The 16,119-nt window shown below is 41.2% G+C and carries 18 protein-coding genes; 5 read left to right on the top strand and 13 right to left on the bottom strand.

Annotation, left to right across the window (positions count from 1 at the left end):
* Positions 1–193 precede the first annotated feature (193 nt).
* Entirely contained in the window at positions 194–985 is a 792-nt protein-coding gene (locus ACN6NB_RS16465; RefSeq protein ID WP_144491529.1) for a C39 family peptidase, read from the top strand.
* A 41-nt stretch (positions 986–1,026) separates the two neighbouring features.
* Here the strand turns inward: ACN6NB_RS16465 and ACN6NB_RS16470 are convergent, their stop codons facing one another.
* From ACN6NB_RS16470 to hprK, 8 genes are all read right to left on the bottom strand, one after another.
* Complete coding sequence (locus ACN6NB_RS16470) at positions 1,027–1,659, bottom strand: DsbA family protein (RefSeq protein WP_144491530.1); 633 nt, start codon at positions 1,657–1,659, stop codon at positions 1,027–1,029.
* 45 nt (positions 1,660–1,704) lie between these two features.
* The gene (locus tag ACN6NB_RS16475) at positions 1,705–2,346 is read right to left on the bottom strand and encodes an NAD(P)-dependent oxidoreductase (protein WP_106025584.1); all 642 of its coding nucleotides are present in this window, start codon (positions 2,344–2,346) and stop codon (positions 1,705–1,707) included.
* An 87-nt stretch (positions 2,347–2,433) separates the two neighbouring features.
* Positions 2,434–2,862 carry an Rrf2 family transcriptional regulator gene (locus ACN6NB_RS16480; protein ID WP_024423567.1) on the bottom strand — a complete coding sequence of 143 codons (429 nt, stop codon included), beginning with the start codon at positions 2,860–2,862 and terminating at the stop codon, positions 2,434–2,436.
* Positions 2,863–2,931: 69 nt separating this feature from the next.
* Positions 2,932–3,450 carry an acyltransferase gene (locus tag ACN6NB_RS16485; protein ID WP_039181684.1) on the bottom strand — a complete coding sequence of 173 codons (519 nt, stop codon included), beginning with the start codon at positions 3,448–3,450 and terminating at the stop codon, positions 2,932–2,934.
* 1 nt (position 3,451) lies between these two features.
* Positions 3,452–4,102 (bottom strand): pyrophosphatase PpaX, encoded by a 651-nt coding sequence (gene ppaX / locus ACN6NB_RS16490; protein WP_039181686.1) that lies wholly within the window; start codon positions 4,100–4,102, stop codon positions 3,452–3,454.
* Positions 4,099–5,043, bottom strand: coding sequence for a nucleoside recognition domain-containing protein (locus tag ACN6NB_RS16495; RefSeq protein WP_039181688.1), 945 nt, complete (start codon positions 5,041–5,043; stop codon positions 4,099–4,101). Before ACN6NB_RS16495 ends, ppaX begins: the two co-directional genes overlap by 4 nt.
* A 19-nt stretch (positions 5,044–5,062) precedes the next feature.
* Positions 5,063–5,887 (bottom strand): prolipoprotein diacylglyceryl transferase, encoded by an 825-nt coding sequence (lgt, locus tag ACN6NB_RS16500; RefSeq protein ID WP_126682342.1) that lies wholly within the window; start codon positions 5,885–5,887, stop codon positions 5,063–5,065.
* Between the two features lie 11 nt (positions 5,888–5,898).
* Positions 5,899–6,831 carry an HPr(Ser) kinase/phosphatase gene (hprK, locus tag ACN6NB_RS16505; RefSeq protein WP_024423572.1) on the bottom strand — a complete coding sequence of 311 codons (933 nt, stop codon included), beginning with the start codon at positions 6,829–6,831 and terminating at the stop codon, positions 5,899–5,901.
* A gap of 177 nt (positions 6,832–7,008) precedes the next feature.
* On the opposite strand from hprK, the gene nagA reads away from it, so the two are divergent.
* Genes nagA through ACN6NB_RS16520 form a run of 3 tightly spaced genes read left to right on the top strand, consistent with a single transcriptional unit; the run spans position 7,009 to position 9,668 of the window.
* Complete coding sequence (gene nagA / locus ACN6NB_RS16510; protein WP_144491531.1) at positions 7,009–8,199, top strand: N-acetylglucosamine-6-phosphate deacetylase; 1,191 nt, start codon at positions 7,009–7,011, stop codon at positions 8,197–8,199.
* Positions 8,199–8,924 (top strand): glucosamine-6-phosphate deaminase, encoded by a 726-nt coding sequence (nagB, locus tag ACN6NB_RS16515; RefSeq protein WP_144491532.1) that lies wholly within the window; start codon positions 8,199–8,201, stop codon positions 8,922–8,924. Before nagA ends, nagB begins: the two co-directional genes overlap by 1 nt.
* An 18-nt stretch (positions 8,925–8,942) precedes the next feature.
* Positions 8,943–9,668, top strand: coding sequence for a GntR family transcriptional regulator (locus ACN6NB_RS16520; RefSeq protein WP_144491533.1), 726 nt, complete (start codon positions 8,943–8,945; stop codon positions 9,666–9,668).
* Between the two features lie 30 nt (positions 9,669–9,698).
* Here the strand turns inward: ACN6NB_RS16520 and ACN6NB_RS16525 are convergent, their stop codons facing one another.
* The 5 genes from ACN6NB_RS16525 to ACN6NB_RS16545 all read right to left on the bottom strand — a co-directional run bounded on the left by ACN6NB_RS16525 (position 9,699) and on the right by ACN6NB_RS16545 (position 15,674).
* Positions 9,699–13,553: a lamin tail domain-containing metallophosphoesterase family protein gene (locus ACN6NB_RS16525; RefSeq protein ID WP_474253497.1), complete on the bottom strand. Its 3,855-nt coding sequence runs from the start codon at positions 13,551–13,553 to the stop codon at positions 9,699–9,701.
* A gap of 94 nt (positions 13,554–13,647) precedes the next feature.
* Positions 13,648–14,034 (bottom strand): phage holin family protein, encoded by a 387-nt coding sequence (locus ACN6NB_RS16530; RefSeq protein ID WP_024423577.1) that lies wholly within the window; start codon positions 14,032–14,034, stop codon positions 13,648–13,650.
* Positions 14,035–14,229, bottom strand: coding sequence for a PspC domain-containing protein (locus ACN6NB_RS16535; RefSeq protein ID WP_024423578.1), 195 nt, complete (start codon positions 14,227–14,229; stop codon positions 14,035–14,037).
* 6 nt (positions 14,230–14,235) lie between these two features.
* Entirely contained in the window at positions 14,236–15,327 is a 1,092-nt protein-coding gene (locus tag ACN6NB_RS16540) for a DUF4097 family beta strand repeat-containing protein (protein ID WP_041088096.1), read from the bottom strand.
* An 11-nt stretch (positions 15,328–15,338) separates the two neighbouring features.
* Positions 15,339–15,674: a membrane protein gene (locus ACN6NB_RS16545; RefSeq protein WP_041088094.1), complete on the bottom strand. Its 336-nt coding sequence runs from the start codon at positions 15,672–15,674 to the stop codon at positions 15,339–15,341.
* A gap of 197 nt (positions 15,675–15,871) precedes the next feature.
* On the opposite strand from ACN6NB_RS16545, the gene ACN6NB_RS16550 reads away from it, so the two are divergent.
* Complete coding sequence (locus tag ACN6NB_RS16550) at positions 15,872–16,102, top strand: hypothetical protein (protein ID WP_034281058.1); 231 nt, start codon at positions 15,872–15,874, stop codon at positions 16,100–16,102.
* Positions 16,103–16,119: the final 17 nt, after the last annotated feature.

Genomic DNA, 16,119 nt, shown 5'->3' on the forward strand with positions numbered 1-16,119 from the left:
AATCCTTTAGTTCGCTAATATGATAATATGCTAACAAAATAAAGTGATTAAATCAATCATTTTTATTTCTCTCTATTTTCATCAACATATTCTGGAATTATTACATTCAAGTGACACCTGTGCCTTTTCTGTATGTTCGGTGAAGGAACGTGCTATAATACTTAAAAATATTGAATAACACAGGAGATTAACAGTGAAGTTCATCCAGACATTAATCTTAACTTTGTTGTGCGCATGTCTTGTTTATTTCGGCTTTATATACGTTTCACAAATCGACCAAGTCAAGAAAACAGCTTCGCCGCAAGAAGCAGCAAAAAAAGAAAACGATACGGCACTCGCAGCTGAAGAAACTCGTTCAACAAAAAAAGCAGAAACCACACATCATTCACTAAAAGGAAGCAAAAAAGCCATGGACGTCATTCTCTACAATCAAATGGATGCACCAAGGCTTTATAATGGATGCGAAGTCACGAGCTTAGCGATGCTGCTTCATTACAGCGGCTATGAGCAAGTAACGAAAAACGCATTGGCAAATGAAATCAAACGTGTTCCGCTCAATTATGAAAATGGCTTAAAAGGTGACCCTCATGACGGGTTTGTAGGCGATATGGAGAATGGACCGGGTCTTGGGGTTTACCACGAACCGATTTATCAGCTTGCGAAAAAATACGCGGGCGATCAAGTTGTCGACTTAACCGGAAAGCCTGTTAAAAAGGCCATCTATCAGTCACTTGAAAAGGGCTACCCTGTTTGGGTGATTACGACATCCACCTTTGACAAAACCGATAATATCGAAACTTGGAATACACCAAATGGCAAAATAGATGTAAGCTTTAATGTGCATAGCGTAGTTATCACAGGCTATGACAAGAAGCATGTCTACTTGAATAACCCATATGGAGAAAAGAATCAAAAGGTCGACCGTGATCAATTTGAAGATTCTTGGAAACAGATGGGCAGTCAGGCGATTATCATTAAAGCGTAAAAAAACAACCTCTATCCGCATAGAGGTTGTTTTTAAATGATTTATTTTTCTAGTAATTCCTTCAGGCGGTCTTCAAGCTTTTCAGCCGTCATTGCACCTCCGCCCAAGCTGAAGTATTCATCCCCTCTTTTTAATAAAAGTGTAGGATAGCCATTCACATGAAGTTGATGAACCTTCGCAAAGTCAGCATATGCATCATTGATCGCTTCTTTTGTTTTCATACGTTCAATGACTGCGTCAGGATCAAGATGATGCGCCAAAGCGATCTCCCGATACGTTTCCTCATCACTCAGACTTTTTCCGTCTTGATAAAAAGCCTTTTGCATCGATGAAGCCAAGTACAATGAACGCTCAGGTGCGATGGATCTTAATGCAGAAAAACCAATGGCCGCAGCCTCAGAGTCTAAAAGAAACGTTCCGTTTGCTAGCAGCTTTTGATAACGTTCACCAAACTCGACACCAGTCAGCTGACTAATACGTTGATTTGCTTCTGGGATGTGTGGATAATCTTTTATCGGTAGACTCCTTTCCCCTACAAATAAACCACCCGACACAAGTGTTAGTGATATATCCGGATGATTTTCATGCAAAGTGCGGATACTGTTTGAAAATCCATAACACCAGCCACAATACGCATCCCATACATAAATGAAAGACAATTCTTGCTCGTTCATACGTTAGATTCCCCATTTATCATTTTTAGGCGGCCATGAAACTGCTTATTCAGCTTCAGATACAACGGTAAAACGTTCTCCAACATGGGCTGCCTGCTCCACTTCATCAACCAGTGCAATGGCGTAGTCAGCATAGCTTACATAGCTGTCACCTTTAGAATTGACAATTAGATTGTCTTTCCCTTTCACGTATGAACCTGTACGTTTGCCAGCTGGATTAAAGAATGCGGCAGGGCTGAGGAATGTCCATTTTAATCCCTCTGACTGTTGAAGATCTTTTAGATTTTCTCCTTGCTGAGAAGCAGTAGGCACATACTCCTTCGGAAATTCTGGTGTGTCCACAAGTCTTGTTGTTTTCGCCTCATCTACAAATAGACTTCCTGCTCCGCCCACAACGATTAAACGAGTCTCAGGTGTTTCTTTTAAAATATCAATCAGCTTTTTCCCAGCTTCTACGTGAAGATGCTCCTGTCCAGGGGGTGCGCCAAATGCATTCACAATCACATCAAATCCTTTGATGTCATCTGCTTGCAAGTGAAACACATCCTTCTCAAGAACAGCTAGTGATGAATCAGTCATTTTTTGTGCATCTCGGACGATTGCCGTTACTTCATGTCCTCTTGATTGAGCCTCTTTCACAATTTCTTGTCCTGCTTTTCCTGTTGCGCCAATAATTCCAATTTTCATGTTAACTCCTCCTACAATATGGTTTTATGTTGATAAAGAAAGGTGTAACTATTTCGGTTACAACAGAGGTAAAAAAAATTGAATTGATCATCCAATTTTTTTGATTAGCACATGCGTTAGTTCACTTAATTTGATCTCAGCAAGTACTTGCTCCATCGCACTTTGAGCGCGGCATAAAATTAATTCAAGCACCGCTTGAATATTTGCACCGATCGGACAGTCAGGATTTGGGCTTTCATGAATTTGAAACAATTCACCCTCATCTACGACTTCAACCGCTTTATACACATCGAGCAATGTGATGTCGTCTTCACTGCGGTTCAGCTGCGAACCACCTTTGCCAAGACTCGTTGAGATTAGGCCTGCTTTTTTCAATTTACTCATAATGCGGCGGATGACCACTGGGTTTGTATTCACACTTCCTGCGATATCCTCCGATGTCTGTAAAGATCCTTTTTCAAGTGATAGCAAGGCCAGAATATGGACAGCGACAGTAAATCTGCTGCTGATTTTCATGTTTTCTCACCTCTGTTGTAATCATTATAGTTACACCATGTCACATTGTCAACAAAAAAGTCTGCCGAGCTACTCAGCAGACTTAGATTGACGTGCTTCCATTTCTTCCTTCGTATAAATCATGCGCATTGGATTTCCTCCAACAAATGAGCCTGCTGGCACATCCTTATGAACAAGTGTACCAGCCGATACGATCGCTCCATCCCCAATGGTCACACCAGGTAAAATAGTGGAATTAGCTCCAATTAAGACTTCATCACCAATATAGACTTCCCCAAGTCTGTACTCTTTAATCAAATACTCATGGGATAAGATGGTCGTGTTATAACCGATTACACTATTTCGTCCGACGGTGATTTTCTCAGGAAACATCAGATCAACCATTACCATTAAGGCAAACGCCGTATCCTCGCCGACCTTCATACGAAGAAAAGTTCGGTATATCCAATTTTTCATTCCCATAAACGGCGTGTACCTTGCCATTTGAATAAAAATGAAATTTTTCACCACTTTGAAAAAGGGAACTGTCCGATAGACTTGCCGCAGCGAATTGACCCCTTTTACTGGATATCGATCTGTTTTTCTCAACTTAATCAGCTCCAACAATCGCCAGGAGATCACTCATTTTCTTCAGCATGAAGTCAGGGCGATGCTTTAAAAGGGCCTCTTCTCCTTTAATAGACCAAGCCACACCTGCCGTTTTTGTCCCTGCCGCTTGACCAGACAAAATGTCATGATAATTATCACCAACCATCACCGCTTCATGCGGATCACTGCCAAGCTTTGATAATGCAAGCTGAACAGGCTCCGGATGCGGCTTCTCATTTTGTACATCATCGAGCGTCACAATAACCTCAAAGAACGGCTCTAAACCGGTCAGCTTCAATCCCATTAAAACCGTATCCCGTATCTTCGTTGTGACAATACCGAGCTTAAATCCTCGATCCTGCAGGACTTTCAATGTGTCTAAAACGGTCTCATATTCAGTCACAAGCAGATCATGCTGCTCATGATTAAACGTGCGGTACATCTGAATCATGTCATCCGTCAACTCAGGATCCATCGCAGAGAATGTATCAAACAAGGACGGACCAATGAAATGAAGAATATCCTCACGGCTGTACTGACCAGGGTAATAATGGTCCAGCGTATGCTGAAATGAAGCAATAATTAATTCATTTGTATTGATTAATGTGCCATCTAAATCAAATAGCACTGTGTTGATCGTCGATTCGTTCATATGGCTTCCTTTCTAACAGCTGCATGTTCCCGCTTCCGCCAAATATAGCTAATGGCAGCTGTCAATAAAATTGCAGAAATCAGGCGGATCACAAGAAGCGGCCATACTGGAATACCAAGTGGAATAAAAACCAGCGTATCTTCGACCACCGCATGGCAGGCAACGAGGAAAATAAAAGCTAGGGTTAAGTCCTTTTTACTCACACCGTCCTCTTCCACTGCCTTCATCATCACGCCGGCTCCATACGCCAGACCAATCGTTAATCCAGCCACCATTGTCATAGACGTATTTTCTTTCATCCCAAGCATTCTAGTAAAAGGTGACAGCCACTTAGACAGTGTATGAAGCCAGCCTAAATCTCTCATGAATTGAATGATGATCATGAGCGGTATAACGATACAGGCAAGCTGCAGCACACCGAGTACTGCTTTTTGTATAGCAAGAAGAACGATCATGTACCAGCTGGAAGGCACATCAGCCGCCTGAGCTGCACTCAAAAGTCCATATTGCGCCGGCTCCTCGCCTCCCTGCCAAACGAGATGAATGACAATAGCAGAAATAACAGCAAGACTGATTCTAACCAGCAAAATCACAGATACTCTCAGTCCAACCTTTGCCGCCACTGTCGATTCGATGATCAGGTTATGGCAAAAGGACAGCATCACTGCCAAAATAAACACTTCCTTCACAGGAAGCTCTAATGTCAAAATGGCTGCAATTCCCGCATACAAATTCAGCATGTTTCCTAATACAAGCGGAATCGCTGCTTCCCCCGAAAGACCAAACAGCCCCATAAATGGCTGAATGAATCGGATGATCCAATCCATGACAGGCGTATGCTGCAAGATACTGACGAGAATAGTTACTGGAAAGATAACTTTGCCAAGAGTCCAAGTTGTCGATAGCCCTGCTTTCAAGCCGTTTTTCCATGTCTCTCTCATCTCTTCTCATCCCCCCTGCTTAATTCGATGAATTGTTCTCTTTATACGGAATTGATGCGTATCCTTTCATTCTTCTAAAGAAAATCAGTAGAACAGCCACTGCGAATATCACAATTGAAATCATCTGTGCAATTCGAAGATGTTCTGTCAGCATTAAGCTGTCTGTTCTCATCCCTTCAATGAAGAAACGGCCGATTGAATACCAAATTAAATAAGACAAGAAAATTTCGCCTCTGCGCAGCGAAGTTCTCCGTAATAAAATCAATATGACAACACCGGCAAGATTCCATAATGATTCGTATAAGAACGTCGGGTGATAATAGGTACCATCAATATACATTTGATTAATGATAAACTCAGGCAGATGCAAATTTTCTAAAAAGGCTCTTGAAACCGCCTCACCATGCGCTTCTTGGTTAATAAAGTTCCCCCAGCGTCCAATTGCCTGCCCTAGTAAAATACTTGGTGCTGCGACATCAGCTATTTTCCAAAACGATACCTTTCTCACTTTTGTAAAAACGATGGCTGTCAGCACGGCACCAATCAGCCCGCCGTGAATCGCAATTCCACCATTCCAGATTTTAATGATTTCGTTTGGATGCTGCTGATAGTAATCCCATTCGAAGGATACATAATAAATTCGGGCACAAATAATCGCGATTGGAATGGCAAATAAGATTAAGTCAATAAACAGATCTTTATTGATTCCTCTTTTTTCACATTCTCTCAGTGCGAGCCAGAGTCCAAGCAAGGCTCCGACCCCAATAATCACACCATACCAATGAACCGAAATAGGTCCGAGCTGAAAAGCGATCGGATCAATTGGCTGAATTGCTTCGTTCATATAGTCAACTCCTATTCATCTTGGCCATTGTCTTCAATGACATCGGCAAGCTTACTTGTAAATTGTTCTGCTGCATTATGCCCCATACGTTTCAGCCTGAAGTTCATCGCAGCCACTTCAATGATAACCGCTAAGTTTCGACCTGGCCGCACAGGGATCGTCAGCTTCGGCACATCTGTATCAATAATTCTCATTTTCTCTTCTTCAAGTCCTAAACGATCATACTGTTTGCCTTGTTCCCAAAGCTCCAGATTCATCACAATCGTAATTCTCTTATAGCTTCTGACAGCGCCTGCTCCAAATAAGGTCATCACATTAATAATGCCTAACCCGCGGATTTCTAAAAGATGTTCAATCAGCTCTGGTGCACTTCCGACTAACGTATCCTGATCCTCTTGACGGATTTCCACGCAATCGTCTGCAACGAGGCGATGTCCCCTCTTCACTAATTCTAAGGCTGTTTCACTTTTTCCTACTCCGCTTTTCCCAATTAATAATACACCTACACCATATACATCGACGAGCACACCATGAATGGCAGTCGTTGGTGCCAGCTTACTTTCTAAAAAGTTGGTCAATCGACTCGAAAGTCTTGTCGTTTTTAGACTAGATCGTAAAACGGGCACACCATTTTCATTTGATGCTTCGATTAATTCCTTCGGCACATCACGATCTCGAGACAAAATAATGGCAGGGGTAATATCTGTACAAAGAGACATCATTCTCTGCTTTCGTTCGCGTTCTGGGAGCTGTTCAAAAAAAGAAAGCTCTGTTTTCCCTAAAAGTTGAACTCTTTCTTTTGGGTAATATGTAAAATAACCAGCCATTTCAATACCTGGTCTGGAAAGATCACTGATTGTAATGGGACGATTAATCCCTTCTTCCCCACTTACCAGTTCAAGATGAAATTGTTCCATTATGTCCTTCGTACGAACTTTCGGCACGCTTCTTCCTCCTTTTATCACAGGCGATTCAGAAATACAGCTCTATTTTATCACTTTCAATGATGAACCCAAAACAGTATTTTATCCTGTTCCTGTTTCACCGCCCTCACTGGTATAGACAACTATACTTAAAAAGAGTAAACTTAAATGAAAGATAACGAATAAGGGGGCTCAAACATGAGCGGTTCTTTATTGCTCTCCAATATTCATATTGTGACAAAGACAAAGATCATTGAAAACGGTTTTGTCGGTTTACGCGATGGCAAGATTGACTATATTTCAACATCACTACCGACAGGAAATTATGAAAAAGTATATATTTCCCGGGAAAACTTTTATTTACTCCCTGGAATGATTGATATTCACATCCATGGTGGATATGGTGCAGACATGATGGATGCGACAGCAGAAGCGATGAATACACTCGCTGACAACCTTCCATCAGAAGGAACGACAAGTTTTTTAGCGACAACCATTACACAAAACCATCATGAGATTGAGCAGGCACTTAAAAATGTCGCTCAGTGGAAACAAAGTAATGAAGAACATGCAGGAAGTCAGGCGCAATGTCTAGGAATCCACCTAGAAGGTCCATTTATTTCTAAAGATAAGGCAGGGGCACAGCCTGTTCAATGGATTAAACAGCCCGATATTCCGCTTTTTAAAAAATGGCTGGATGCAGCTGAACAGCTAATTCGAATTGTCACGTTTGCGCCTGAGGAAGACACAGATTTTGCTTTTCTGTCCCTGTTACAGGAAAAGAACATGATCCCTTCTATTGGACATACGAATGCCCAACATGACATGATTAATTTAGCAGCTAAGCATGGTGCACGCCATGTAACGCACCTTTATAATGCACTGAGTTCGTTTCAGCATCGTGAACCGAACGCTGTAGGTGCTGCTCTTACGAATGAGAACCTTTATACCGAGCTGATCACAGATGGGGTTCACTCCCATCCTCTTTCCATCAAGCTTGCGTATTTGGCAAAAGGAAGTGATCGTTTAATCATGATCACAGACTCGATGCGTGCAAAAGGGCTCGGTAATGGAACATACGAATTTGGTGGTCAGACGGTCACAGTCAGCGGCGAAAAAGCATTGCTGGAAGATGGTACACTTGCAGGATCGATTTTGCGAATGAAAGATGGCGTCAAACGGATGAAACAGCTCACAAATTGTGAGTGGACAGAGATTGCGAAAATGACCTCAACCAATGCAGCCGCTCAGCTGGGACTTGATCAACAGCTCGGTTCCATCGAAATTGGAAAACTAGCAGATTTGGTGATTTGGGATGAATCTGGTGAACTGATGATGACGATCTGCCGTGGACAAATCGTCTTTGAAAAAAAGGAGGCCAACCACTAATGAACATCATCGAATTTGAAAGCAAGGAGCAATTAGGAAAAGAAGCAGCCGCCATTATTGCACATGCAATAGCTGCTAAACCCGATGCCGTACTCGGCCTAGCAACGGGCGGTACACCTATTGATACTTACAAAGAGTTAATTCAACTTCATCAAGCACATCAATTGTCTTTCAAGCAAACAAAAACAATCAATTTAGATGAATATGCAGGGCTTGATCCAGAACACGAAAATAGTTATATGACCTACATGAAACGTCATTTATTTGACCATATTGATCTCCCTCAGAGTCAGTATTTTCTTCCAAATGGCAATGCAGCTCACTTAGAAAAGGAATGCTTAAGATATGACCAGCTTATTGAGGATGTAGGCGGCATCGATCTTCAGCTCCTTGGAATCGGTCAAAATGGACATATCGGTTTTAACGAACCTGGTACCCTTTTCAACTCAAAGACTCATGTCGTGCAATTAGATGAGAACACGAGACAGGCTAACGCAAGATACTTTTCTTCTATTGATGAGGTACCTACTCATGCGATCACAATGGGAATTGCGAGCATTCTTTCAAGTAAAAAGATTCTCCTTCTTGCTTCGGGAAAATCAAAAGCGAAAGTGATACAATATTTAGAACAGGCAGAGATTCATCCAGACTTCCCAGCATCTGCACTGAAACTCCATGAAGATGTAACAGTTTTGATTGATCGAGAAGCTGGATCACTACGCTAAAAACGAGAGGATTTTCACATGTTTATTGATAAGCAGTCACCTATTCCGATGTACCATCAGATTATGGAGAACTTGAAAAAGCAGATTGAGGATGGAACATTAGCACCTGATACACTCATTCCTTCTGAAAGAGAATATGCCGAACGCTTTGGTATTAGTCGAATGACTGTCAGACAAGCCTTATCGAATCTTGTGAACGAAGGATATTTGTATCGACAAAAAGGTAAAGGCACCTTTGTTAGCCGAAAAAAATTTGAACAGCCGCTTCAAGGCTTAACAAGCTTTTCAGAGGATATGCGGCAACGAGGGCTCAAAGCATCAAGCCAGCTGATTGACTTCAAAAAAACCGTATGTCCAGAGCACTTGCTGCCAGCCTTACAACTGTCAAATAGTGATGATGTCTTTGAACTAAAACGGATACGCCTTGCAAATGATGAACCGATGGCGATTGAAACGAGCTATATACCTGAAAGATTTGCAGGAGCTTTAACAAAGGAACATTTAACTGGCTCTTTATATGAATATATAGAAACTCATACTGGTCATGTCATTGCTCATGCCAAACAGGAGCTTGAAGCCAATGTTGCCTCAAAGGAAGAAGCATACTTGCTGTCTATTTCAACAGGCGATCCTGTACTGTCCATAACAAGAACGACTTTTTTTCAACAAGACGTTCCATTTGAGTATGTAGTTTCCGTTTATAGAGGGGATCGTTACAAGCTCATTCATACAATGGAAAGATAAACAGTGCCCCTGACACGGAGCACTGTTTTTTTATTTCCTAAGAAATTTTGTTTCGTCATCATCTTTTGTATGAATTTTCCATATTGGTGAAATGGCTTTTCCTTGGAAACGATCTTTTGCTACAGTGTACCAATAATAATCTTCATTTGGCTTTAAGCCCTTCCACTCAAAGCTCGCTTTTTTGCCGCTTTTTACGCCGCGCGCTTCTCCTAAAAGAACATTCGTGTACACATTGAGTTCAAAATAATTGGTTTTGACAGATTTCATTTTCGGTGTCAAATCCACATCGATTGAAAATTCATCTTGATCTCCATACGTTTTAGGATCGTAAAAATGCTCTTTATTCAAGTAAGGTGAATATGTTGTAAAATGAAGTTGATTTTTTTCTTGATCGGCTGTTATGACCCTCATAAACCCTTGCCCACCTTCAGGTCCTGACTGATAATCGGCGAGTATTTGATATACTTTCCTGTCTGCTTTTCCATCATGGTCATCATCAAGCTCATCTACTTTCCTGCTGGCTCCATGGTAGTGGCCGCTAAATACTGCCACAATATTAGGATGGCGTTTCACCACTTGATGGAAGATGAGATCGCCAATCGGGCTTCGGTTGCCGCTCACTAACAAATACTCATGGAAATTTAAAATGACAATACGATCTGGATGCTCAGAAATCACGCGGTTTAACCAATCAATTTCATCTTGCTTAATCCCCCAGCCCATGTACACCATCATATAATCATTGCCGCCGGCAGAGATGAGATCATAATGACCTTTATTGTTTCGATAGGATTCACCATAGTAAGGCTTATCAGCAAAGCGTTTTTCCCCGAAATATTTCCCGTATTCCGCATATAAACCGTCCTTGTGTCTAACATCATGATTTCCTGCTAAAACACCATAGGGAATGTGATTCTCATCTAATACACGCATAAATGTATCAGCACGGTGCCATTGCTTATCCTTTGAATCATCCACAATATCGCCTGTATGGAACACATATTGAATGTTTAATTTCTCCCTCTGATCTCTGATCCATTCGACCATTTGTTTAAAGATATGAGGATAGCTCTTTGCATAATATTGAGTGTCAGACATCCACACCATCTTATACGGCTTTTGCGATTTGCTGATTTCATCCTGTACTAGCAAATCAAACGTTTGATTCCTCATGTACTGTCTCACTGACAGCAGCCCTTTTAGGTAAAATTCCTTTTGATCCTTCGCAAAGTGATGAGTGATTTTATCCCACTTTTCCTGCTGGTGATTCCATGCGTACATTGTCACCTTTCTCCCCGACAATGAACTCCCTTTCCATACAGCTTCGACGACATCCTTTTCGCGCACATCATGATGAATCTTAATTTGAAAACGATGATAAGGAAAACGCTGTAAATCCTTCGTTTCAACTGCCTTCCCATCAACAAATGCAATGCGGTTCCTTTCTTGATCAGAAAAAATCATTTCTCCTTTTTGAAGAAAACTCTTTGGCGGCTCTGTCTCTGCTGCATACTTAAAAATCTTCATTGAAGGATGCAGCGATGTATATTGATAGGCACGATAAAAAGAGTAATCTAACTTATCATTGGTTGGATCCTTGGTTAGCACAGTTTGCTTTGATGATTTCATTTTCGTCTTATCTGCCACCCGTTCTGGTGTTTCTGGATGCTCATGTACGGTCTTGAACTCTTTTTTCAACGTCGACATGTTCCCAGCAGCGTCTTTTGCTTTGATCATAAACGTGTGCTTCCCAGGCTTTAATTCACTAGAGGACGTCTGATATGGCAAAGAAACTGGTTTGCCATCTACATACGCCTTCAACTCCTCTATGTCACTCCAGCGATCCGTTACTTTTGCTTTTAATGTAAAGGCGCCTTTATATTGATCCTTTGCTTGTACGTTGGTCTTAATTCTCGGCCCAATGTTATCAACTTTCACACGTACTGAAGCATGCTCGTCTGAGGTTTTGGCCTCAATTAGGTGTGGCCCTTCTTTCAGCCTTTTTGTATCCCACTTTATATAGGTTGAGACATAAGCCTCTTTTGGAATCTCAAATTGAAACGTTCTAACCTTTTTTGCGTTCCCGCTGTCTCCCATTCTCCATTCCTTTTGCGGCTTCGCATTGATTGGCTGAATTTGTGTTCCATTCGATAAGATCATCCTGACATTTTTCAATTCAAAATCATCATGATTCTCTCCAGGGAGCCTGTCTATCGGAGAAGACTTTGTGCCAGCGTGGAATGAGATCGTTTGGAGACCTGCCTTTTTTATCTCTTCTTCTGGTATTGGCATTGTATAGGTACGGTACACTTTTGTCGAATCATCAAAAACAGAAAGTAAACGCTTACCTATAGACACCCCATTTTTAAAATATAAATTTGTTCCTTTGACATCAAATGCGATATATGGATCTGCTTCAAGGGCAGCGGATACTTGCTGATTCCGTTTTCCATCAATCCGTAATTCGATGCTTTTTTTCTGATCAGACGTTGCCTTTAATGAAAATAACCCTGAAACCGTATCTCCCTCTTCTACATTGAATCGGAGACCGTGGGCTTTGCTAACCTGCTCAACATCAACCGTTTTTTTCAACGTTTTGGCTTCATTTTCGCCATCTGACGCTTCAAGCTGATATTCCAATTGTTCCTTCCCAATCAACTCAGGTGAATAAATAATATGATGAAATAACCGGTCATTTTGGTCTTTTTGCAGCAGTATTTCCTTGAACGCTTCTTTTCGATTCGTTCGATAACGCAGCTTGACGGTTTTCACGGCCTGATCATCCTGGACATCTGCTTTAATCTCTACGCTTTCAGTTGGTTTCACCGGTTTCCTTATCGTCATATCTTCAATCACAGGTTTATGGATATCTTGAGAAATTTCCTTTTTCTCAGATGGAATTTGTGCTTTTAGCACTTTACCTGGAGTGGGCTCTTCCTCAATTTTCGAAATCAGCTTCGTCTGCGTCGTACCATCCATTGGATACTTAAACAGCAAGGATTTATGCTCGCTAAACCATGATGGCTTCAAACGAAATGCGGCAGAAGAAATCTCTTCACCTATATTTGTTGTGATCGAAACAAGACGAGATTTAGAGTTGGACAGCCCTTTGCTCTCGATAATGGTTAGATGCTCGCCCTCTTTTAATTGGGTTTTGTACATGGCATTAAAGTCCGCTACAGTTAAATGCTCCTGCCCTTTTTTTCTCAGCCAAAAAACATAAGGTTTTCCAGGTGAAATGGTGATTGGATTTTTATGAAAGGAATATACATCATCCAATTCGATACCCTGCGTGGGATTGCGGTAGCGGAGCTGATAATGTTTAAGTGAGATAGGCGCATGTGTCGTGTTATACACTTCGATAAACTCAAAAGCATCTTTGCCTTTTCGGTTTTTTGAATTAACGACAATTTCTGTGATGAATAAGTCCGGAATATGCGAAAGATCCTCTTCAAATCCATTTAAATGAACCGATTTCTCTGCTGTTTTGATCACTGATTTTTGCGTAAGGAACTCTGTATAGTAATGAACGGTTGGATTCCATAATTGATCTGGCGGAATTTTCGCTGTAAATTCTGGCTTCATTCCGGGCAGCCGTTCCATTGGAATCAAGCGATACCCCAGTTCATCACTTTGTTTATAATACAAGTTCGCAGACAAAATCTGTTCTTGGTCACTAATGGACGCACGAAACTGAAGGTCATGGCTTTTTCCTTGAACCGGGCGGACATCCACATGAAATTGATCAAAGATAAAAGGCGAAAAAGGCTTGTCCGGTACATTCACTTCTGTTTGAAGAAAAGGCCTTGCTGAAGCAGGCTGACTGAAACAAAAAAGAATGATAAAAAAACATAAAAGCATGATTTGTCTGCTCACGTTCACCATCTTGCACCGCCTCCCTTCGGATATTGTGTCTCCTGAAGGTGGTTTTTATGTCAGATGGAACGGAGAAACGATACAAATTTGCACAAAAAAACCGTTAGCTTTTTTTCGCTAACGGCTCTACGATTCCTTTTTGTATCAACAGATGGAAAATGGACAAAATGACAGCCATCCAAATGGCCGTTCCGAATCCATCAATGTTAAAGCTATCTCCCATAAAGCTCGATGTCATCATGAGTGTAATGGCATTGATGACAAATAAGAACAATCCTAGAGAAAGGACGGTCACTGGAAGCGTTAAAATGATCAAAAACGGCTTCACTAAAATATTGAGCAAGGACAAAATGATACTTGCCACAATGGCTGCGCCAAACCCTTCAATATACACGCTCCCGAGCCCAGGCAGAATGCCTGAATCAAAATATCCAGCAATGACGATTAAAAGTAATGCATTTACTAAAATACTGACGATCCATCTAAGCATTTATTTAGTGCCTTCTTCCGGAACAACAAAATACCAGATGAAGTAGATCAGGAAGATCGGCATAAATGCTGTCAAAAATCCGATGATGACGGTTAAAATGCGAAGCAGCGATGCATCAACACTTAAATATTCCGCAAGTCCACCAACAACACCCGCTATTTTTTTATCTGTTGCTGAACGATAAAGCTTCTTCATGTAGAATCACTCCTTGTCTGATTGGTGCTTTACTTGTATTGAGCCTGTTTTTGTTTCTGCAAAAATGGATATACTGTGTGCCGCTTGTTGATTGGCTTTGATCATTTTCTCTTTTTGTAATGTTTCATTTTTTTCTTTAATCATCTCTGCATCAAGTAAATCGTGAGAGATAGACCCGAGATTGCTTTTCAGCTCAGCGGTCACTGCACATGCGCGCGGGATCTGAACGTCCACACTGCCTGTTGTCGTTTTCGCATAGATGGAACGGCACTTTTCATCTGACAGCTGAACCGCAATATTTCCGTTAAAGCTTTGGGCATCAATTGATTCACTTTTCCCGCGCAGGTCTATGAGCCCATTGATGGTTTCTACTTCAATCATACCACACTCGTGATCTGCCAGTTTGATTTGTCCGTTTGCTGTTTCAATTCCGACTTTTTCTGCCTGTAACGAGGCAAAAGAGACAACACCATTTGTGGTTTTCGCGGCAAGTTCTTTTGTCTTTAGCTTTTCCCCGCGAATCGGCCCATTAAACAGCTTGACCTTGATCTTATCGTATTGGATACGCGGTACGTATAAAGTAACATTGACTTTCATCGTCTTCTTTTCGGTTCGAATAAAAAATTTATCCCCTTCAAGCCCGCAGTCCAATTGATTGAGAAATTGCTGTCTTGCCTGCTCTCCATCCTCTGCACGGTAGATTTTCGCATGACATTCTGCTCGAATATCTCGATCGTCCCAAGGCATCACGTTGAGGCTGCCGTTCGCTAATTGAATATCTAAATGAGAGAGCGAGGCGTCTTTGAACTGAAAAATATGCTCAACATCAACGGACTGTCCAAAGTTCAAATCAAGATCCACGTCTTTTACCTTTTTCACTGCAGTATCTAACCAGCCAAACAGCTTTGCCCCAAGATTTTCGGTGCCGTTTCCTTTACTCTCTGCTCCAACTTTTTCTTCATGAAAGGTGTGATCATCCGTAGACTTTTCTAATGAGACGGACTGACCTTCTTCTAATTTTTCTAACAGCGTAATTGCTTCTTTTGCTGATAATACCCCGTCTTCTACTAATTTTAAAATTCGTTCTTTTTCATTCATACAAAGCCCTCCTAAGATTTGATGGATTGAAGTACTTTAATACCTTGAATGATATTCCAAATGACAGAGATCAAAAAGCCAATGGCTACTAAAAAAGACAAGATGAACACCGTCATGACTGGAATGAGCGAGTCGCCTGCCTGTGTCGCCAATAAAAACGGGATAGACCCAAAAACCAATAGAATGCATGCTGCGACCGGCAAAAGATGTGACCATAATGCCCGCATCGCATGCCGTTTCGTTTCCTTTTGGTCTACTACAAAAACCGCCACGATCGGTACGATAAACGGCATAAAAAATACACTAAAGTAACAAATAGAAGCAATAATCGACTGATCTCTATTCATATATATTCGCTCCTTCATAACGAAAATTCCTTTCTAACTCATACGTTTATTGCGTATAAAAAGTTTCAAAATCATTCGATTTACATATGACCTTAGACACAAATTATTTCTTTTTGCACCTAAGAGTAGATTCTTCACAGATTACCCTTTAAAATATGTTGAAAAGATGGTGATTATCATTATAGGGGGTAATTATTTTGACAGATCATCATAATTCAAACCACACGGCTCAAACGCTTTTAGACCTTATACAGAAACAGAAAAGCATGAACAGCGATATGATCAAGGAGCTTGAGACCATTCATCCGTCTCATCCAAAGTATGGTGATATCCGTTATTTAAAGGTACTGCTCGACAGCAGCAGCACGCATATTTTAAAGGATTTAACGCACCTCAGTAATTTAATGCCGAAGGAAGATGTGCAATAAAAGAAAAACCCCTCGAT

This window comes from Bacillus sp. 11B20 (assembly GCF_056098985.1).